The organism is Planktothrix prolifica NIVA-CYA 540 (genome assembly GCF_963864145.1).
In the GTDB taxonomy this organism is placed as follows: domain Bacteria; phylum Cyanobacteriota; class Cyanobacteriia; order Cyanobacteriales; family Microcoleaceae; genus Planktothrix; species Planktothrix agardhii.
Genome location: NZ_CAWLTW010000001.1, coordinates 4,600,717 through 4,619,561 on the forward strand (window position 1 = coordinate 4,600,717; position 18,845 = coordinate 4,619,561).

At 39.2% G+C, this 18,845-nt stretch carries 20 protein-coding genes, 1 tRNA gene and 1 pseudogene; 12 read left to right on the plus strand and 10 right to left on the minus strand.

What is annotated here, in order from left to right; genetic code table 11:
- Positions 1–81: 81 nt before the first annotated feature.
- Both AC559H_RS20355 and AC559H_RS20360 read left to right on the plus strand, forming a co-directional pair.
- Positions 82–1,263, plus strand: coding sequence for a 5-(carboxyamino)imidazole ribonucleotide synthase (locus AC559H_RS20355; RefSeq protein WP_026795119.1), 1,182 nt, complete (start codon positions 82–84; stop codon positions 1,261–1,263).
- Between the two features lie 68 nt (positions 1,264–1,331).
- Positions 1,332–2,735 carry a GTP-binding protein gene (locus AC559H_RS20360; protein ID WP_036833291.1) on the plus strand — a complete coding sequence of 468 codons (1,404 nt, stop codon included), beginning with the start codon at positions 1,332–1,334 and terminating at the stop codon, positions 2,733–2,735.
- Here AC559H_RS20360 and AC559H_RS20365 read toward each other — a convergent pair.
- Together AC559H_RS20365 and AC559H_RS20370 are read right to left on the minus strand one after the other, a co-directional pair.
- Complete coding sequence (locus tag AC559H_RS20365; RefSeq protein ID WP_026795118.1) at positions 2,708–3,142, minus strand: DUF4359 domain-containing protein; 435 nt, start codon at positions 3,140–3,142, stop codon at positions 2,708–2,710. The genes AC559H_RS20360 and AC559H_RS20365 overlap by 28 nt on opposite strands.
- Positions 3,143–3,209: 67 nt before the next feature.
- Positions 3,210–3,800 carry a carbonic anhydrase gene (locus AC559H_RS20370; protein WP_026788347.1) on the minus strand — a complete coding sequence of 197 codons (591 nt, stop codon included), beginning with the start codon at positions 3,798–3,800 and terminating at the stop codon, positions 3,210–3,212.
- A gap of 193 nt (positions 3,801–3,993) precedes the next feature.
- Here AC559H_RS20370 and AC559H_RS20375 point away from each other — a divergent pair, with 193 nt between their 5' ends.
- Both AC559H_RS20375 and AC559H_RS20380 read left to right on the plus strand, forming a co-directional pair.
- On the plus strand, positions 3,994–4,287 hold the full coding sequence (locus tag AC559H_RS20375) for a BrnT family toxin (protein ID WP_026788346.1): 294 nt from the start codon (positions 3,994–3,996) through the stop codon (positions 4,285–4,287).
- A complete protein-coding gene (locus AC559H_RS20380; protein ID WP_026788345.1) occupies positions 4,274–4,543 on the plus strand; it encodes a hypothetical protein in 270 nt (89 codons plus the stop codon). The genes AC559H_RS20375 and AC559H_RS20380 overlap by 14 nt, the downstream gene beginning before the upstream one ends.
- Before the next feature lie 72 nt (positions 4,544–4,615).
- Here the strand turns inward: AC559H_RS20380 and AC559H_RS20385 are convergent, their stop codons facing one another.
- From AC559H_RS20385 to AC559H_RS20400, 4 genes are all read right to left on the minus strand, one after another.
- Positions 4,616–5,461, minus strand: a complete 846-nt coding sequence (locus AC559H_RS20385) for an alpha/beta fold hydrolase (RefSeq protein WP_026795117.1) — start codon at positions 5,459–5,461, stop codon at positions 4,616–4,618.
- A 121-nt stretch (positions 5,462–5,582) separates the two neighbouring features.
- Positions 5,583–6,539, minus strand: a complete 957-nt coding sequence (petA, locus tag AC559H_RS20390; protein ID WP_026795116.1) for a cytochrome f — start codon at positions 6,537–6,539, stop codon at positions 5,583–5,585.
- 129 nt (positions 6,540–6,668) lie between these two features.
- Positions 6,669–7,208 (minus strand): cytochrome b6-f complex iron-sulfur subunit, encoded by a 540-nt coding sequence (gene petC / locus AC559H_RS20395; protein WP_026795115.1) that lies wholly within the window; start codon positions 7,206–7,208, stop codon positions 6,669–6,671.
- A gap of 286 nt (positions 7,209–7,494) precedes the next feature.
- On the minus strand, positions 7,495–7,980 hold the full coding sequence (locus AC559H_RS20400) for a CRR6 family NdhI maturation factor (protein ID WP_026788341.1): 486 nt from the start codon (positions 7,978–7,980) through the stop codon (positions 7,495–7,497).
- Positions 7,981–8,114: 134 nt separating this feature from the next.
- On the opposite strand from AC559H_RS20400, the gene AC559H_RS20405 reads away from it, so the two are divergent.
- Complete coding sequence (locus AC559H_RS20405) at positions 8,115–8,600, plus strand: Fur family transcriptional regulator (RefSeq protein WP_043937880.1); 486 nt, start codon at positions 8,115–8,117, stop codon at positions 8,598–8,600.
- 16 nt (positions 8,601–8,616) lie between these two features.
- Here AC559H_RS20405 and AC559H_RS20410 read toward each other — a convergent pair whose 3' ends face one another.
- On the minus strand, positions 8,617–8,742 hold the full coding sequence (locus AC559H_RS20410; protein WP_267879850.1) for a hypothetical protein: 126 nt from the start codon (positions 8,740–8,742) through the stop codon (positions 8,617–8,619).
- 141 nt (positions 8,743–8,883) lie between these two features.
- Between AC559H_RS20410 and AC559H_RS20415 the strand changes: the two genes are divergently transcribed.
- On the plus strand, positions 8,884–10,923 hold the full coding sequence (locus AC559H_RS20415) for a cation:proton antiporter (protein ID WP_081692270.1): 2,040 nt from the start codon (positions 8,884–8,886) through the stop codon (positions 10,921–10,923).
- A gap of 44 nt (positions 10,924–10,967) precedes the next feature.
- On the opposite strand, the pseudogene AC559H_RS20420 reads toward AC559H_RS20415, so the two are convergent.
- Both AC559H_RS20420 and AC559H_RS20425 read right to left on the minus strand, forming a co-directional pair.
- A pseudogene (locus AC559H_RS20420) lies at positions 10,968–12,227 on the minus strand (hemolysin family protein); the annotation flags it as partial.
- A 26-nt stretch (positions 12,228–12,253) separates the two neighbouring features.
- Complete coding sequence (locus tag AC559H_RS20425) at positions 12,254–12,949, minus strand: hypothetical protein (protein WP_026788340.1); 696 nt, start codon at positions 12,947–12,949, stop codon at positions 12,254–12,256.
- A 286-nt stretch (positions 12,950–13,235) separates the two neighbouring features.
- On the opposite strand from AC559H_RS20425, the gene AC559H_RS20430 reads away from it, so the two are divergent.
- Together AC559H_RS20430 and AC559H_RS20435 are read left to right on the plus strand one after the other, a co-directional pair.
- Positions 13,236–13,308, plus strand: a tRNA-Met gene (locus AC559H_RS20430).
- 144 nt (positions 13,309–13,452) lie between these two features.
- Positions 13,453–13,635, plus strand: coding sequence for a hypothetical protein (locus AC559H_RS20435; RefSeq protein ID WP_026788339.1), 183 nt, complete (start codon positions 13,453–13,455; stop codon positions 13,633–13,635).
- Positions 13,636–13,747: 112 nt separating this feature from the next.
- Here AC559H_RS20435 and AC559H_RS20440 read toward each other — a convergent pair whose 3' ends face one another.
- Positions 13,748–14,140, minus strand: coding sequence for an O-linked N-acetylglucosamine transferase family protein (locus AC559H_RS20440; RefSeq protein ID WP_081694810.1), 393 nt, complete (start codon positions 14,138–14,140; stop codon positions 13,748–13,750).
- Positions 14,141–14,423: 283 nt separating this feature from the next.
- Between AC559H_RS20440 and aepX the strand changes: the two genes are divergently transcribed.
- The 4 genes from aepX to AC559H_RS20460 are packed head-to-tail and all read left to right on the plus strand — an operon-like array spanning position 14,424 to position 18,844.
- Positions 14,424–16,043 (plus strand): phosphoenolpyruvate mutase, encoded by a 1,620-nt coding sequence (gene aepX / locus AC559H_RS20445; RefSeq protein ID WP_042155018.1) that lies wholly within the window; start codon positions 14,424–14,426, stop codon positions 16,041–16,043.
- Entirely contained in the window at positions 16,043–17,188 is a 1,146-nt protein-coding gene (gene aepY / locus AC559H_RS20450) for a phosphonopyruvate decarboxylase (RefSeq protein WP_026795111.1), read from the plus strand. The genes aepX and aepY overlap by 1 nt, the downstream gene beginning before the upstream one ends.
- Complete coding sequence (locus tag AC559H_RS20455) at positions 17,185–18,279, plus strand: 2-aminoethylphosphonate aminotransferase (protein WP_026795110.1); 1,095 nt, start codon at positions 17,185–17,187, stop codon at positions 18,277–18,279. Before aepY ends, AC559H_RS20455 begins: the two co-directional genes overlap by 4 nt.
- A gap of 10 nt (positions 18,280–18,289) precedes the next feature.
- Positions 18,290–18,844, plus strand: a complete 555-nt coding sequence (locus AC559H_RS20460) for a class I SAM-dependent methyltransferase (protein WP_026795109.1) — start codon at positions 18,290–18,292, stop codon at positions 18,842–18,844.
- The last annotated feature ends 1 nt before the right edge of the window (position 18,845 follow it).

Below are 18,845 nucleotides of genomic sequence, written 5' to 3' on the forward strand. Positions count from 1 at the left end.
CAACTTTCTCTTAACATCACGCTTAATATAAATATTGCTATATTCAGTTAAAATAAATCAAGTTGAGACTATTGCTAAAAAATGAACACCCTATCTACTCCCACAATTCAACCTCAAACCCTGACCAAAATTGGTGTAATTGGAGGGGGACAATTAGCTTGGATGATGGGAATAGAAGCCACATCTTTAGGGATTTCTTTATTTGTTCAAACGCCCGAAACTGACGACCCCGCCGTACCTTTTGCGACCGAAACAATTTTAGCCAAAATTGATGATGCCACAGCCACGGCAAAATTAGCAAATCATTGCGATGTTATTACTTTTGAGAATGAATTTGTTGATTTAAACGCCCTCTCTAAACTGGCGGAACAGGGAATTTGTTTTCGTCCACGCTTGTCAGCTTTATCTTTATTATTAGATAAATATGATCAACTCATTTATTTAGAAAAAATTGGTTTACCCGTTCCCGAATTTCAACTTTTAAACCCCGAAAATGGTAAAGTAATTGATCATAATCTGGGTTATCCAGTTGTTTTAAAAGCCTGTCGTTATGGATATGATGGACAGGGAACTTTTATTGTTAAAAATGCAGACGAATTATCAGAAATTTGGGCAAAATTTAAGTATTCTACGATGTTATTACAAAAATTTGTTCCTTTTGAAAGGGAATTAGCTGTTATCGCGGCGCGTTCGGTGGCGGGAGATGTGGCAGTTTATCCAATTGTTGAAACAGTACAGAAAAATCAAGTCTGTCATCGGGTTATTGCTCCAGCTAATATTAATAAAACTATAGCCGAAGCAGCAGAAGCGATCGCCAAAACCTTACTTAATAGTTTACAAGTAATTGGTGTATTTGGGATAGAATTATTCTTAACATCCGAAGGCAAACTATTAGTTAATGAAATCGCACCGCGCACCCATAATTCCGGTCATTTTAGTTTAGATGCTTGTGAAACTTCCCAATTTAAACAACATTTAAGGGCGGTGAGTGGTTTACCATTAGGTAATACCGCTTTAAAATGTAGTGGGGCGATCATGGTGAATTTATTGGGGTTTGAAACTGCTAATAGTGAATATTTAGAAAAGCGTCAAAAGATCGCAGAAATTCCTAATTCCTTTATTCGTTGGTATGGTAAAACCGCATCTCGTCCAGGTAGAAAGTTAGGTCATGTAACGGTATTAATTCAGACAGAAAACGATCAAAATATAGAAAAAGAAGCAAATGCGATCGCCGATCAAATTGAATCAATTTGGTACTTGTAGGGTGCGTAAGATCGGCATACACACCAAAACCCCATCATTCCAAAAAAGCCAGTCTATACCCATTAATAATGAATACTCATTTTAATCAAGCTCGTTCTAGTTTAAAACAAACTTTATCCCGTTATAACCACTTACAACGGGGGCGAAGGAGTTCTCATCCTGAATTACAAGCAACATTACAAAAACAGTTAGAAATCCTATCAACTAATTTAGAAAAACTAGAACAAGGAATTATTAGAATTGCCGTCTTTGGATTAGTTAGTCGGGGAAAATCGGCGGTTTTAAATGCCTTATTGGGGGAAAAAATTCTCCAAACCGGGCCGTTAAATGGTGTAACCCAATGGCCCCGTTCTATTCGTTGGAGTGTACCTTTATCTCAGATTGAAGAACCGAATCGAATTGATAATATTGACGAACAAAATCCGATTCAAGTTGAGTTAATTGATACCCCAGGATTAGATGAAGTCGCCGGACAGGTACGGGGGGATATGGCAAAGGAAGTCACTCGCCAAGCGGATTTAATTTTATTTGTGGTATCGGGGGATTTAACTAGAACCGAATATGAGGCTTTATTAGAATTACAAAATGCTCATAAACCGTTAATTATTGTTTTTAATAAAATTGATTTGTATACAGAAATAGAACAGGAAAAAATCTATCAAAATTTACAAAAACTAGCTCACACTCAAGATATTTCTATTGTTGAATCTCCTAATAAATCTAAACCATTTGAGATTGTCAAAGTATCAGCAGAACCCGCACCAATCCAACTTAGAATTGAATGGCCAGATGGTCGAATAACTTATGAATGGGAATCTCCATCATCTCAAATTGATGAATTAAAACAGATTATTTTAAAGCTATTAAATCGAGAAGGACGCTCACTTTTAGCTTTAAATGCTTTAGTTCAAGGGCGAGAAGCAGAAAGAATTATCGCCCGTCAAAGTATTAAATTACAAGCGGCGGAAGCAGAGGAATTAATCTGGAAATTTACTCGTTATAAAGCTATAGCGGTAGCCTTAAATCCCATTGCTATTTTAGATGTATTGGGTGCAACAATTAGCGATTTAATTTTAATTCGGTCTTTGGCCCGTTTATATGGTTTACCGATGACCAGTTATCAAGCGGGGAAATTATGGAAAAAAATTCTATTAAGTTCGGGAGGATTACTATTAGCTGAAATGGGTAGTGGTTGGATATTAGGATTTGGTAAAAGTGCGGCTGGGTTAGCCACAGATCTCGCTAATTATGCCGGAATTGCGATTACTCAAGCCTCAATTTCTGCCTATCTAACCTATACTGTTGGTCAGGCGGCGCAAGTATATTTAGAAAAAGGCTGTACCTGGGGTGAACAGGGTATTGATACCGCTATTCAAGAGATTTTAAATCAAGTTAACCGAGATAGTTTTATTATCCGCTTAAAGTCGGAAATTGATCGAAATTCTCAACTTGATTCTTTAGAAGTAGATTGAGCAGAATTAGGCTCTTTTGTGGGAAAGGTAAGAAAATTACCAAATCCTCCTAAAGTTTGATATTTATATCCAGCGATTTCGGTCGTATAAACACTAAATAAAATCGCATTTTGTCGGGTTGTGGATTTATCTACCGTGTCTTTAATTAAGTTACGTTGATTGACCACTAAGGTATTACAAGTATTCACTAACGCACTAGAAAATCCTTTTAAAAATTCAGGGACTTGAGATTCTTTACAAATGGATTTTTTAATTTCGGTGGATAATTGATCAGAAGCATAATTAATATATTCTTCTCGTTTAGGATTGGTAAATGCCATAGTTCCGGCTAAAATAGTCAGTAGAATTACACCTTTTCCTAGATAACCCGAAGATGATTGGGATGGAGTAGAATCAAGTTTCATCATGGCTTTAATAAAAATAACAGAATATCTTGATTATATCTTTCTGGAGTTATTCTGTCGCTTCAGGATTTTAGCTAGACCAAGGAAAGGTAATTTTTTTAGGTATCACCGCTTGGAATTGCGACTCTAAAGTAACAAAATATAGTTCTACATCCAGATTGGGATAACGATGACGAATCTTGGTATAGGCTTGGTTTAAATAATCAGCATGGGCTTGATATTCTTGTTCGGGATTTTGATGCAGGTTAGGGTTAATTAAACTAGAGTATGCTCCACAATCTTCATGATCTAAAATGATCACTTTTTCAATAGAATGGAGTTTATAGGATAAATCTAATTGATCCCAAAAAACCGTTGCTTCTGCTTTGTGGGGAAAACCAGAAATTGCTAAGGAAGCTCCGGCTAGGGCTGTCCAGTCATATTTTTGAGGTAAAATATTAGAGAGAAATTGCTGTTCTGCATTCATAAACCGAAAATCAATACAACTTAATACTAAAGCTGTAGCGTGATGATTTGCAGATAGAGCGGGTTTAGCAAATTCTAACAGAGGAATAGAAACAATAGTTGTTAAAAGCGATCGCATAAACCAACGACGACTTAACAAATGGGAACAATTCCCCTGACAGGAACATTTTTGATTAGTTGGAAAGGTATTTTTCATGGAGTTTGAAGGCTTAGATCATCCATTAGAGAGTGTTAGACTGATTAACAATTGTTTACATAGGGAGGTTTTATAGAGCCTACTTACTTATAATAGATTAATAATCGCATTCTGTATTTAATTTCACAGAAGAGAGAAAATCTTAGTTTCGCCGATACTTTCGCTTTTCTCTAAATAATGTTAATATCGAAGTATGGATAGTGTGTACAGGCTACAAGGTGTTGACTTTGAATGGGACATAAACAAAGCCGAGAGCAACCTAGAAAAACATGGCGTTAGCTTTGAAGAAGCCGCAGAGGTTTTCTTCGATCCATTCTATCAGGAGGGAGACGCTACTTCTAATCAGGAACCGCGCGATTTTATACTGGGTTATTCCCTTTCTCAACGCCTATTACTCGTAGTTTATGTAGAACGTAGTCTGCGAATCTGCATCATTTCTTCCCGTCCTGCTACCCGCACTGAAAGGAAATTATATGAACAATCCTGAAGCAGAAATAAAATTGCAATTGCGGCCACGGATCACGGAAACAGTCTCGATTGAAGTCCCAATAGATACTTTAGAATCACTGACAAAAATAGCGACAATTCGAGATATGTCTGTAGAAGCGTTGCTGAAGTTTTATATAGGACAAGGCTTGCGGACAGACTTAACTAAAGCCTTTTCAGAACGCCTGTTGGATACAACGGCTCAAGTGCTGGCCAGACATCTTGATTCAGAAGAAGCCGAAAAAATTACTCAGTAATCCGTTGTTGGGCTTTAGCCCCTCTTAAGATGGGCTGAAGCCCAACAACGGGGGTTTTTGGGGTTGATAATCTTAAACTACTTTTTTCCGCAAAAATAATATTAAAGCCTGACTAATTTCTTGAGGCCAATGTTCTTGGGGATAATGTCCGGCTTTTTCTAAGGTGATAATTTCAATATCAGAAATCCCTTTTGCAAAGGTTTCAACATCGGTAAAATTCAACCAAGGATCAATTAATCCCCAAATAATTTGAGTTGGGCGATGCCAATTTTTAAAGCCAGATTCTATTTCAATCATAGCATCTTTTAAGCGTAAATTTTTTAAGGTTGCTAAGAGCGATCGTCCAGCCGCAGAAGCCTTTAAAAACGGACTACGATACACTTCTAAAACCTTATCTTCAATCACATATTTACTACCTCCTTCTAAAGTTCTATCAACTAATAAAGGATCTTGAGTGATCATATCTCCCACAAACGGTAACGCCATTTGTTGTAATTTCCAGGGGAGTTTAACCGATGTGGAAATAGGAGTATTCAGAATAATTAATTTTTCAATTTGTTCAGGATAACGTAGGGCATATTGTAATCCCATTGAGCCTAAAAATCCTTGAACAACTAAATAAAATTTTTCTATTTTTAACTGTTTTAAAAATTCTCCTAAACCTTGAATAAAGGCATCAGGCGTATAGTTAAAATCCCGTTTATCTGGTTTTCCCGAATATCCAGAACCTATCCAGTCCGGTGCGATCGCTTTATATCCTTGTTTTTCTAATTCATCTAAAATTACTAACCAACTATAACTCTGAGAAACTAATCCATGCAATAACACCACGGGAATTTTATCATTGGTTTCGGGATTTGTTTCCCGATAAAACCAATCTAAAGATCCGACTTTAATCTCGTTTTTAGTAATTGACATAATATTTTCCAGCCTAATTTAACCACAAAGACACAAAGACACAAAGAAGAGTAAAAAAAGTTGTAGAGACGTTAAATTTAACGTCTCTACAAGGGTTGAAATCATCAAAACGACTCAAAAGTTAGAAATTCATTTCAGCCGCTTGAACTTTCTCAATTTGTTTCTTCTTCATTACCAGCATAACTTGAGCTAACATCACCAAAGCGATAAAAGCAATTAAGCCAGTAACACGAGTGGAACTTTGCAGAACAATTTCAGTATCATGCTGACCAAAACCGCCCACATTTGGGTTATCGGTTAAAGCATCACCTACTGCAACAGTTTGACCTTCAGAAACCATCACAGAAGGGCCAAGAGGAATTTCATCGACAACGGTTTGACCGTCGGCCTTTTGAATGGTCACTTGAGAACCTGATTCTGCGTCCGTTGTTACCTGAGTAACGGTTCCAGCAGCAGAGGCTTTATAAACGGTATTATTGCTAGAGTTTCCGGCCGGATAGACTTGACCGCGACCTCGGTTTCCACCGACATGAATAGCAAATTTACCATAGTGAACGGATTTATCCGTTTCGGGGTTAGGAGACAAGACAGGGAAGATAATTTCTTGATGTTCTTCTCCGGGTAATGGCCCAACAATCACCACATTTTCTTGATCTTCCCGATAGGGTTGGAAGTATAGATCACCAATTTCTTCCTTCCATTCTTCAGGAATCCGATCTTCAGGAGCAATTTTAAAGCCTTCGGGCAGCATTAATACCGCACCGACGTTTAAACCACCTTTACTACCATCGGCCGTGACTTGTTGAACGTTGGTATCGTAGGGAATTTTAACAACCGCTTTAAAAACAGTATCCGGTAAAACCGATTGGGGAACTTCAATTTCCGTAGATTTTGCCGCTAAGTGACAGTTGGCACAAACAATCCGTCCCGTCGCTTCCCGGGGGGTTAGGGGAGCGGTTTCTTGCGCCCAAAAAGGATAGGCCGCCGCCGACTGGGGTAGGGCAAAATCACTGGTTAGGAAGAAAGCAACCGTTGCTACGGCAACCCAAAGGATTTTCCAAGCCCGCAAACGAGGCATTTTTACTAATTGATCAATTGGTTGCATTACTAATGTTCTATTTCTGGTCAAAGTCAACAGAATCAATGATCGCAGAGTTCAGATTTCAGGTATTTATCTAAAATCTAAAATCCTAGAATTTAAAATTTATTAAGACCACCAGGGATTTTCACCCGTGCGGAAATCGGTTTCTGTCCAAGTTGTAAAGCTCAATCTATCATCCGTAACCGTGGCGTGAACCAGGGGTAAGGATAACGGTGCTGGCCCACGAACAACTTTGCCCTCGGAGTTATATTGAGAGCCGTGACAGGGACACATAAATTTATTTTCGCTGGCATTCCAAGGGACAACGCACCCTAAGTGGGTACAAACCGCATTGATTCCATATTCCGCTAAGGAGGAATCGGACTCAATCACCATATAGGTGGGGTCGCCTTTTAAACCTTGAGCCAAAACCCGATCACCCGGTTTATGGCTGGATAAAAATTCACTGACGATAACATCGTTACCCAGAGCATCTTTAGCCGTGACACCACCGCCAGCAGAACCGCTAGAGGGGGGCAGAAAATATTTGATCACCGGATACAGCGCCCCGACAGCAACGCCTGTAACTGTACCGAAGGTCAGTAAATTCATGAATTGACGACGCCCCATACTCGGAGCATCGGAGGTTACTGAAATTTGAGTCATAACTGACGCAGCTTGTCTGTGTGATTGTTACTTAATACTGGGCAAAGAAGCCGTTAATCTACTGAATTTAGTTGAACATCTGACTCACTCGATTGAATAACGGCAAGCCCGATCTTCCTTCTATAAGCATTATCACATTATTTGCACCCATGTTTATTGGGTGTTGACGGTTAAGGTTGAGGTGTTGAAAGATTGGGGTGTTGGCTGTTAATGGTTAGCGAGCGCCCCTTCTTGATTTTTTCCCACCCAACTTTAAAACAACCCTGGGAAGCAGCCCTCCCAACCATTAACACCCTTGGGTATAAGTTTCAAAGAAGGTATCATCAAGGTCATAGCCTAGCATTTGAGCCATGGCCATGAGGCGGGATTTACTGGGAAGGTTGTTTTGGGTGAGCCAGTGGTCAAGGATAAAGATCTTTTGCATTAAGAAGATTTCTAGGGCTTCCGGGTTATATTGGATGCCTTCGGTACGATGGAATTGATGGGGGACGAGCATCGCCACATAACGGGCTAATTCCCCAGATTTCCAGTCCAGAAACAAGGGTAGCCAAGGATATTGGGCGTCTAGGCGAATAAACCATAATCGAATTTCAGGAACTTCTGAAATTTCTCTGGGGTCTTCCGGGTCACGGGAATAGTCGATCTCGAAGCTAATTTGCTGTTCATAGGCTGTAATATCGGTATTTTCAGGGATAGGATCGATTACCCTTTGCACAGGGGACAAATCTAAACGATTTACTTGCTCAGAATTTAGCTTGATGATAATTGCCATTCAATGTCAACCTTTGCAGATAGAAACCACTGTTTACTATAAAATCCCTAAGATACAATAGAAAGTATAGTCTAAGTATGGGATCGGTGCTCCCAAAACTATTGAAATTTCATAAATAAACTGAGGCAAAAATAGTGAAACCAATTCGTTGTTTAGAAGATGCAATCAATTATTGTCAAGCTAAAGGAATGCGGCTGAGTCGTCAGCGTCGTTTAGTTTTAGAATTGCTTTGGCAAGTTCAAGAACATTTATCAGCCCGGGATATTTATGATCGATTAAATCAACAGGGTAAAGCTATTGGTCATACATCGGTTTATCAAAATTTAGAAGCCCTATCGCGGGAAAATATTATTGAGTGTGTGGAACGTTCGGATGGCCGTTTATATGGACATATTAGCGATTCCCATTCCCATGTTAATTGTTTGGATACCGATAAAATTTTAGATATTCATATCGAATTACCTCCGGAATTATTAGCCCAGGTTGAACAACAAACTGGCGTTAAAATTACGGATTATCAAATTAATTTTTATGGTTATTCTGTTAATTCAATGAAGATTAATGAATTTGTGGAAGGGGAATTAGTAGAATTGACGGTTCAGGATATTCTCAATGCTTAATCTATCTAAAGATAACTCATTGATCAGCATCCTGACTTAACGTTAGTTCTTCAACGCTATTTTCCATCTCTAAAATGGGTTTCCAATGGTCTTGATTTTGTGGACTTAATGGGTTCCAATAAGTAATCGTCGATTTTGACATAACATCACCGGATAGTTGAGGTTGAGCGAGAAGATGGTGCGGGTACTGGCCCTACGGGGGAGTCCTGGATTAGACAGAAGCTATAGTGGAACAGAATACAACTCTTTTCAATTCAGTGGGTAGTCTGCAACAATAGCGCCTATGGAGACATCATCTTTTCAAATCACCCTGTTAATGGTCATTACGGTCATGGCTGGGATTTCGGCTCAAGTCTTGGCAGACTACCTGAAAGTTCCTGCCATCGTATTTCTGCTATTATTCGGCATTCTGGCGGGGAATGACGGCTTGAGTTTAGTACAGCCAAACCTGTTGGGAAGTGGTTTAGAAGTCATTGTCTCTCTGTCGGTAGCCTTAATTCTGTTTGAGGGGGGATTAAGTTTAGACCTGCGGGCGCTGGGTCAAGTCTCTGGGAGTATTCGCAATTTAGTCACCTTTGGTACTTTAATCACCCTGATGGGGGCTGGAATAGCGGCCCATTGGTTAGGGGAATTTCCTTGGCCCATCGCCTTTCTCTACGCGGCTTTGGTGGTGGTCACAGGCCCAACGGTAATCGGGCCATTGCTGAAACAGGTTTCCGTAGACCGTCAAGTTTCCGCTTTGTTAGAAGGTGAAGGGGTTCTAATTGACCCCGTGGGGGCGATTTTAGCGGTTTTAGTCCTTAACGTTGTCCTGAATGGCAATACTGACCCCCTAGAAATTATGGGACAACTGCTATTGCGTTTAGGTATTGGGGCGGGAATTGGCTTAATTGGGGGTGGAATGTTGGGATGGTTATTAAAAACTGCCCAATTTATGTCGGAAGAATTAAAGAATTTAGTGGTATTAGCGGCTTTGTGGGGATTATTTGATACCGCAGAATTGCTAATGAGTGAATCGGGTTTAATGACAACAGTTGTCGCCGGAATGATGGTGCGTTATGTCGGTGTTCCTGAAATGCGTCAGTTACTCCGATTTAAAGGTCAGTTAACGATGTTGGCGGTTTCAGTTTTATTTATTTTATTAGCGGCGGATTTATCCTTAGAAAGTATAGTAGCTTTGGGATGGGGAAGTGTATTAACGGTTTTGGCGTTAATGTGGGTTGTGCGTCCGATTAATATTTGGCTTTGTACTTTAAATAGTAACCTGAATTGGCGACAAAAATTATTTGCGTCTTGGATTTCACCTAGGGGAATTGTATCGGCTTCTGTTGCTTCTTTGTTTGCGATTTTACTTACCCAACGGGGAATTAATGGGGGAGACTCAATTAAAGCTTTAGTCTTCTTAACTATTATTATGACGGTGGTAATTCAAGGATTAACTGCCCGATGGATGGCTGAAAAATTAGGAGTAACTTCCCAGTCGGTAACGGGGGCGGTGATTGTTGGTTCAAATCCTTTGAGTCGATTGATTGGTAGATTGTTCCAAGAACGGAATGAGTTAGTGGTGATGATTGATACTGACACCGAAGCCTGTGAAAAAGCCCGACAGCAAGGGTTACGGGTTTATCAAAGTAGTGCTTTAGATGCCAATGTTTTGGAGGAAGCGGGACTAGAATTAATGGGAACATTCCTAGCAATGACGAGTAATGGGGAAGTAAATGTGGTACTGGCTGAACGTGCAGATGCCGAATTTAAACCGCCCCGGGTATTAGCATTATTTCCCCGGGAACCTCAAACTACAATAACTGTTAATCGGGAGAAAGTTCAACAGGCTTTTATTCCAGATGTTTCTTTAAAAGAGTGGAATACTTATCTGGAAGACAAGGAAGTAAAATTAGGTGAAACAGTATTACGTCAACCCGGATTAGAATTTCAAATAGCCCATCTACAAGCATTAATTCGCTCTGGGGAATTAATTCCTTTATTAATAGAAAGAGATGGCAATTTCCAAGTTTTAGCCGCTTCAGAATCTTGGCAAGTTGGAGATCAGATTATTTATCTTCTTCATGATCCTAAACCCACTTTGCTCAAGCGTTTATCCGGTTCTCAAAAATCTAATTTAACCTTAGAAAAACATCCTGCTGTTGAGGAAGTCCCTTTATCAGTTATTGTAAATCGGCTAATCTTTAAACTGATGACTGATTATTCTTGTTCGGAACTTTCAGAAACTTCAGGAATATCCTGGGATTCCTCAACTTCTATATTAATGGTTTCTGAGGGAGTTTCTAGGGTTTCTGGTAGAATCGTCCGAATTTCAATCTGATCTAAACGAGGGCCTTCTGTTGATAAAATGGTAAAATCAAAAGTTTGATAATTTAAGGTTTCTCCAACGACTGGAATTTTTTGGAATTGATAGATCAAAAATCCTCCTAGGGTTTGATATTCTTCGGTTAAAGGTAAGTTTAAATCTAAACGTTCATTCAGTTCTTCTAAGTCTAATTGAGCTTGAACTAAAAAAGTATGATCGTCAATAAATTGAATCGTAACATCTTCAGATTCTGTGGAATTAAAATGATCCCCAATAATTTCTGCAATCACATCTTGAATAGTTACTAATCCGGCTGTTCCTCCAAATTCATCAACTACAATTACTAATTGTAATTGCGATCGCTGCATTAAAGACAATACCTCATTCAAGGGCATTTGTGCAGAAATAAACCGCGCCGGACGTACCCAAGGTTTGATTAAACTACTCTGAGATAGTAACCTATCTGCTAGGGGTTTAGCTAAATCTCTAAAGTCAATTGTTCCTAAAATATCATCTAAAGATTCTCCCATAATCGGATAACGGGAATGTTCAGAATTTGCCATTTCATTCAGTAACATTTGGAACGTAGCGTTATTAGGAATAGCTACAATACTGGTACGGGGAACCATGATTTCTTCCGCGATTACATCCCCAAATTCAAACACATTATTCAGTAATTCTCGTTCCTCAGCTTGTAAACCGATCGATTCACTCGATGTTGTAATCATTAATTGCAATTCTTCCGAGGTGACTCTGGTATAGGGATGACCCGTAAACTGAATTCCACATAATTGCAATAACCAACGGGTCGATTCATTTAAACTCCAAACAAAGGGTTTAAAAAAACGAGCGATCGTTAAACTTGGAGGAGCTAAAAACCGAGATAATTGTTCAGGATAGACTAATGCTAGGGATTTGGGATATAATTCCCCCAGGACAATTTGCAAATAAGCAATTAGGAAAAAGGCAAAAATCGGAACTACTAAGGAATGAGAAATCGCATTCTGGAAAGAAACAGGTAGGGGTAAAGGAGTAAGAATTTCCTTTAAAGTCATCGCTACCGTTGCTTCTCCAATCCAACCCAATGCTAGACTAGAAAGGGTGATTCCTAACTGAGTTGTAGACAGAAATAAATCAATTCTTCGTTGCAGTTGTTGAACGGTTCGCGCCGGAGCATCCCCTTCATCAACTAATTGATTAATACGCGATCGCCGTACCGAAACCATGGAGAATTCAGCCGTCACAAAAAAGGCATTAATCGTAATCAAAAATAGCACTGAGAACAATCGCCACAGCACATCTTGAGTCGTGAGTGTCATGATTACCTTTGCACAAATCCAGATGTCTATTGCGCCACAGGAATGCCTGACATCTGCAATTGCATTTTTTGGTCAGGATAATCAGTTAAACTCATGGTTAATTCCTTGGAATTTTCGACTAATGCCGTGGGAATTGTAACCGTTCCCTGATATATTTTGCCACTAGGAGGCAATTGACCGGGTAATTCTTCCACACTCGCGCTCAAAGCACGACCCTTATCATCGGTAACATTTAAAAAACTATAGAGAAACCGAACAGATTCTTGGCCTTCATTTTTCAGGTTAACGTTTAAAACCAAAGAATTTCCTTTACGAGTCGCCTCTACCACTTCTAAGCTGACTCCCCCATCCCGGCTAACAATAGGAAACACAGATTTATTATTCGCTACTGGGGCGGGGGAACTTTCAGTTTTCGGTTTCTGGGCTTGGGTAGAGGTGGGTTTATTAGCTGCTTTAGCCGATGCACTCGCCACTTCTTCCTTCCCTTCCATGCGTTTCTTAACCGTTGCTAGGATATCCTTCTCTTTCAGCAACAGCACCCCATCATGGCGGTTTCCATTTTTATTTTTATTGGCTAGGTTGTTTGGACGCACATCGGGTTGTGTAATTTCTTTCAACGCCGAACGACCCAGACCATAGCCCCAGACGGAACTGGTAAAGCCAGCCCCAAACATCATGGTTAGTAAAACGACAGTCAGAACAACAGTTGAATTTAGTCCCATCTCAAGATTTAGATATGATTTAACTTGCCATTTTAAGGGCTAATACCGAATGATATGGTATCACCTATAAAGCTTACTCGGAATTTATTCGGGATTAGCGATCGCTATAGCGCCCGCCAAGGCAGTTAAGACACCAGACGGATCTTGGAACCCAGACGGTAAAGTGTTTTCCCCCGGTGTTCCCTCCCCCCTAGCCCCCCGTGCACGGGGGGTTTGGGGGGGCTGTTCCGGTGTTCCCTGCTATATTAACAATTTTGGGTGCGAGTATGGTATTGTATTATCGGAAGCGCCCTTGGCCGATTGGGGAGGCAGCGAACTCATAATTCGCCTTCAGACTGGTTCGATTCCAGTAGGGCGCATAGGCTTTCATCAGTCCCTAGAATCAATCAGGGTCTAACAAATGGGATCTTTTGCTTCAGCAAGGCCTAATTAGAGATTAATTTCAACCACAAAGGATTAATAATGTTAAATTAATAACTGATTTACTGAGAGAGGAAAAAAACATGGATGCAAATACTATTAAGCAAAGAGTGGCTTTAATTGAAGGTAAACGAGAATCCCTCGTTAAACTTTTGGAAAAACCCAATTTAGGAACTCTTAGAATAGACGTTAATCAAGCCCTAGAGGAAATTGATGAATTAATTGAAGAATTTAAGCGGACTTTTCCAGATTCTGATCATAATTAACGGTCAATTGTTTTCCATGGGTAATGGGGAATAGGAAACTTTCCTATTGACCATTGCCTATTCCTATCGGATAGATGTTGTTATCAGAATCCTGAATATTCGTAAGCAACCCCTACTGATTTGAGGACAAATAAAATAGCGCCGAAGCAGCGACAACGGTTTGATAAAACTCCTCTAACCCAGCCACGCAAACTTGATCATCAAAAATTAGATAATGGCGATCGCTCATCTGTTCAGAAATTGTTTTGCGCCATACAGGATCTAACCCTAATTTAACTGCTATTTTAACATATTCTGCTTCATTTTCTGCAATTGTTTCTGTTAAACCAATCATTTTTAAGAAACTATCAGCATGACGGCCGCGCATAAATTCCCCAGGACAAGTTACAATGGGTAAATTACAAGCGATCGCTTCTAAAGAAGTATTTCCTCCCGACCCAGTAAAAGTATCTAAAAATATATACGAAATTACGCTATATATAAGGAAGTTTAGGTACAGTAGGATATTTTAAGAGAAGACTCTTAGCAACAGTTAGTTCCTTTGTTTCAGGAACCCGGTTTTAAGAGTTTAAATTAATTTAGGAGCAGTGATCGTTTTATAAGTTAAGTAGGGTATGCTAATAACCAATGCTATAACTCCTAACACAACTGTGATTAGCTACAAGCTAATTATAATAACTTATTTGGAATCAAGGTGGGAGGATTGAAAATTCCCTAATCCCCGTATATACATATAATAACCTTATTTTCATCCGAGAAAACCTGCGTTGATCAAAATTGGGACAGATATGATCAGGAAAACAACTAAGTTGAGACAATTGCTGGACTCACAACAGTTAGAGTTTCTCATGGAAGCTCATAATGGATTAAGTGCTAGAATTGTAGAAGAAACTGGGTTTAAAGGCATTTGGGCGAGTGGTCTTTCCATCTCCGCAGCGCTAGGCGTTCGAGATAATAATGAGGCTAGTTGGACACAAGTGTTAGAAGTGCTTGAATTTATGTCCGATGCCACATCCATTCCAATTTTGTTGGATGGAGATACGGGTTATGGTAACTTTAATAATGTTCGTCGTTTAGTTAAAAAATTAGAACAACGGGGAATTGCTGGCGTTTGCATAGAAGATAAAGTCTTTCCTAAAACCAACAGTTTTATCAATGGAACAGCCCAACCTTTAGCGGATATTGACGAATTTTGTGGAAAAATTAAGGCAGCTAAAGATGCTCAATTAGATGAAGATTTTGTCGTGATTGCTAGAATTGAAGCGTTTATTGCTGGATGGGGTTTATCGGAAGCTTTAAAACGAGCCGAAGCTTATCATCAAGCTGGAGCGAATGGGATTTTAATTCACAGTTCCTTACGAGTCCCCGATGAAATTTTAGCGTTTAAACAAGAGTGGGGAAATCGATGCCCTGTTGTGATTGTTCCCACTAAATATTATACCACACCGACTCAAGTTTTTCGAGATTATCAATTTTCAATTGCCATCTGGGCTAATCAGGTTTGTCGAGCCGCCATAACAGCAATGCAGCAAGCAACAAAACGAATTTTTACAGAAGAAAATTTATTAAATATTGAAGAAGATATTGTTCCCGTTTCAGAAGTTTTTAGATTACAAGGAGCTTTAGAATTACAAGCGGCTGAAAAGCGTTATCTTCCTCAAAATCAAAAACAAAGCAGTGCCTTACTCTTAGCCGCATCAAGAGGAATTGAGTTGGGAGAATTTACCCTCGATAAACCTAAGTGTATGCTGGAGTTAAAGGGCAAACCTTTACTCTCTCAAGTGGCAGATACTTACCGAATGGTTGGGATTAAAGAGATTACTGTGGTTCGAGGATATAAGAAAGAGGTTATTAATTTACCCAATCTTAATTATATTGACAACGATGATTATGACTCAACAGGAGAATTGATATCACTTCAGTTAGGCTTACAAAAATTTTCACAAGGAAATCAGGATTTAATCATCGGTTATGGCGATGTTTTATTTAAAAAGTATGTCTTGCAACTGTTATTAGATAATAATCATGATTTTGTAGTAGTTGTCGATGCAAATAGCCAAGGTCAATCTAATTCTGTTCGCCCAGATTATGTGAGTTGTTCATTACCCAATTCTAAACAAGCTTTTTATACGGAGGTTTATTTACAGCAAATTAACAATCAACTTTCAAAATCCGAAAGTTGTGGGATGTGGACAGGAATTTTAAAAGTTTCTAGTCAAGGTCAAAAGATCTTACGGGATACCTTGAAAAGTTTACTGTTAGAAGAAACGGCACAGAAACAAGGAAGAATGCCAAGCTTAATCAATGAAATTATTAAGCTTGGATATCCAATTCAGGTAATTTATATTACTGGCAATTGGTTAGATATCGATGAAATTGAAGATATGATTAAAGCAGGGAGTTTCTAATGATTCCAGCCGAAACGTTTATTCAAGCAACACAAAAGTTAGGATTTGGATTATATACAGGTGTTCCCTGTTCCTATCTGACTCCTTTCATTAATTATGTGATTGATTCTCCGAATTTACGCTATGTGAGTGCAGCTAATGAAGGGGATGCTGTAGCGATCGCCTCCGGTGCAGAATTAGCCGGAATTCCCAGTATTGTTATGTTTCAAAACTCTGGGTTAGGAAATGCGGTTAACCCCTTAACATCCCTCAATCAAACCTTTAAAATTCCCATCCTAATTATTGTGACATGGCGGGGTCAACCCGATGGAGTTGCTGATGAACCTCAACATCATCTAATGGGACAAATTACACCGCAATTGCTGGAATTAATGCAAATTCCCTGGGATTATTTTCCCACAGAAGTTGAGGAAATTCAACCGACATTAAACCGGGCAATGGAACATCTTAAAACCCAACAAACTCCTTATGCTTTAATCATGAAAAAAGGATCAGTGGAGTCTTGCCCTTTGAATTCTAGCCTACCCCCTAAAACTGATCAAGTTCCGAATACTTCAGCACAATTTGAATCTCATGAAAGTTATAGTCGCCATGACATTTTGAAAGCAATTAAAAATCAGATTCAACCCTCAGATATTCTGTTAGCAACAACAGGGTATTGTGGTCGAGAACTGTATGCCATTGAAGATTGCCAAAATCAATTTTATATGGTTGGGTCAATGGGATGTGCTTCTAGTCTGGGCTTAGGAATTGCTTTGAATAAACCTCAACACCGTGTTATTGTTTTAGATGGAGATGGAGCCGTTTTAATGCGTTTAGGAGCCTTAGCAACTATTGGTTATGAACGACCAGCAAACCTCGTCCATATTTTATTAGATAATCAATGCCATGAATCCACAGGAGGTCAATCTACGGTTTCCCATTCTATAGATTTTAGCGCGATCGCCTCAGCCTGTGGGTATGAAAAAGTCGCCTGTGTCACCACACCCGAACAACTACAAAGTGCTTTAAGTTCCCCTTCAGAACAATTGACTTTCCTACACGTTAAAATCAAACCAGGAATTCCAAAACAATTACCTCGACCCACCATTACCCCTCCTGAAGTTGCCCAACGTTTACGACAATTTTTATTAACCCCAGTATGAAAATTCCCCATCGTCCTATTTTACTAAACCCTGGCCCAGTAACTCTGAGTGAAAGAGTTCGTAAAGCTTTATTGCGAGAAGATTTATGCCATCGAGAACCAGAATTTGCTGAATTAATATTAGACATCAAAACTCGTTTATTGCAGGTTTATCCAGAAGCTACAAAAGATTATGAAGCCATTATTTTAACAGGTTCAGGAACCTCGGCTGTAGAAGCAATGCTATCAACCTTAATTCCTCCATCAGGAAAAGCTTTAGTTGTCGCCAATGGGGTTTATGGAGAACGGATGGCTAAAATGATTCAAACTCACAATAAACCCTTAACAGTCCTCAAATCTGCTTGGGATGAACCGATGAATCTCAATGAAGTTGAGAACTGTTTAAACCAAGATTCAACCATTACCCATATCGTAGCCGTTCACCATGAAACAACGACAGGACGATTAAATGATATCGAAAAATTAGGAGAAATTTGCTACAATAAAAATATTGCTTTATTGTTAGATTGTGTCTCTAGTTTTGGTGCAGAAACATTAAAATTCTCCCAGTGGAATTTAGAAGCTTGTGCAGCAACAGCGAATAAGTGTTTGCATGGGGTTCCAGGGTTGTCATTTGTTGTGGTGAAAAAATCCGTCTTTGAGTCTCGTCCCTCCGCCGCTAATACCCTATATCTTGACCTTTATCCCTATCAAAAACAGCAACAAGAAGGTTACTCACCCTTTACTCAAGCCGTACAAATTAGTTATGCTTTGCAAGAAGCTTTAAAAGAATTAGAGGATTTAGGAGGATGGAAAACGAGACAACAGTTATATCAATATCGCTCTCACCAAATTCAAAATAAATTACAAACCCTGGGAATTGAAACCCTTTTAGAACCTCAAGTTTATTCCTGTGTTTTAAAGTCTTATAAGTTACCGACAGGGTACACTTATCAACAAATTCATGATCACTTAAAACAATCAGGGTTTGTCATTTATGCAGGACAAGGAGGGTTAGAAAACAGTATTTTCCGTATTGCTAATATGGGAGATATTCAAGAAAGTGAAATTCAATATCTTCTGGGATGCTTTGAAAAATTACTGCAATCGTAAAGGAGGGCTTATGACTTTTAATTGGCATGAAGTTTGGGAGCGAAAGGGACGTTTAGAAACGACTGATTTAAAAGAGTTAGATGGGTTTGAAGAAACCTCTATTGACCCGGAATGGGTAGCCAAGCAAATTACTGAGATTTTAGAAATCAAACCCGATGATAAAGTCTTAGAAGTCGGTTGTGGGGCTGGGATGATTGCCCAATATTTAAACTGTGATTATGTCGGGATTGATTATTCCAAATCCTTAGTCCAAAAACATATTCAACTGCTGGGTCATTCAGTTTTACAGGGTTCGGCGAATAATTTAACTTTTAAAGACCAATCCTTTGATAAAGTTTTTGCTTATAGTGTATTTCACTATTTTCCTAATTTAGATTACGCTCAAACCGTTATTCAGGAGATGAAAAGAGTTGCTAAAACGGCTATTTTTATTGGGGATTTACCCCGCAAATCCCATCGTGTAGAACATCTCATTTTCCATCCAGAAGCATTTAACTCTGCTGAAACTATCCCAGGTTTTTATAATCCTGATCGATTTAATATCTTAATCAAAAATAAACATTGAT

Coding starts and splice junctions, on each gene's coding strand:
- AC559H_RS20355 (WP_026795119.1), top strand. CDS start 82: ATGAACACCCTATCTACTCCCACAATTCAACCTCAAACCCTGACCAAA.
- AC559H_RS20360 (WP_036833291.1), top strand. CDS start 1,332: ATGAATACTCATTTTAATCAAGCTCGTTCTAGTTTAAAACAAACTTTA.
- AC559H_RS20365 (WP_026795118.1), bottom strand. CDS start 3,142: ATGATGAAACTTGATTCTACTCCATCCCAATCATCTTCGGGTTATCTA.
- AC559H_RS20370 (WP_026788347.1), bottom strand. CDS start 3,800: ATGAAAAATACCTTTCCAACTAATCAAAAATGTTCCTGTCAGGGGAAT.
- AC559H_RS20375 (WP_026788346.1), top strand. CDS start 3,994: ATGGATAGTGTGTACAGGCTACAAGGTGTTGACTTTGAATGGGACATA.
- AC559H_RS20380 (WP_026788345.1), top strand. CDS start 4,274: ATGAACAATCCTGAAGCAGAAATAAAATTGCAATTGCGGCCACGGATC.
- AC559H_RS20385 (WP_026795117.1), bottom strand. CDS start 5,461: ATGTCAATTACTAAAAACGAGATTAAAGTCGGATCTTTAGATTGGTTT.
- petA (WP_026795116.1), bottom strand. CDS start 6,539: ATGCCTCGTTTGCGGGCTTGGAAAATCCTTTGGGTTGCCGTAGCAACG.
- petC (WP_026795115.1), bottom strand. CDS start 7,208: ATGACTCAAATTTCAGTAACCTCCGATGCTCCGAGTATGGGGCGTCGT.
- AC559H_RS20400 (WP_026788341.1), bottom strand. CDS start 7,980: ATGGCAATTATCATCAAGCTAAATTCTGAGCAAGTAAATCGTTTAGAT.
- AC559H_RS20410 (WP_267879850.1), bottom strand. CDS start 8,742: ATGTCAAAATCGACGATTACTTATTGGAACCCATTAAGTCCACAAAAT.
- AC559H_RS20415 (WP_081692270.1), top strand. CDS start 8,884: ATGGAGACATCATCTTTTCAAATCACCCTGTTAATGGTCATTACGGTC.
- AC559H_RS20425 (WP_026788340.1), bottom strand. CDS start 12,949: ATGGGACTAAATTCAACTGTTGTTCTGACTGTCGTTTTACTAACCATG.
- AC559H_RS20435 (WP_026788339.1), top strand. CDS start 13,453: ATGGATGCAAATACTATTAAGCAAAGAGTGGCTTTAATTGAAGGTAAA.
- aepX (WP_042155018.1), top strand. CDS start 14,424: ATGATCAGGAAAACAACTAAGTTGAGACAATTGCTGGACTCACAACAG.
- aepY (WP_026795111.1), top strand. CDS start 16,043: ATGATTCCAGCCGAAACGTTTATTCAAGCAACACAAAAGTTAGGATTT.
- AC559H_RS20455 (WP_026795110.1), top strand. CDS start 17,185: ATGAAAATTCCCCATCGTCCTATTTTACTAAACCCTGGCCCAGTAACT.
- AC559H_RS20460 (WP_026795109.1), top strand. CDS start 18,290: ATGACTTTTAATTGGCATGAAGTTTGGGAGCGAAAGGGACGTTTAGAA.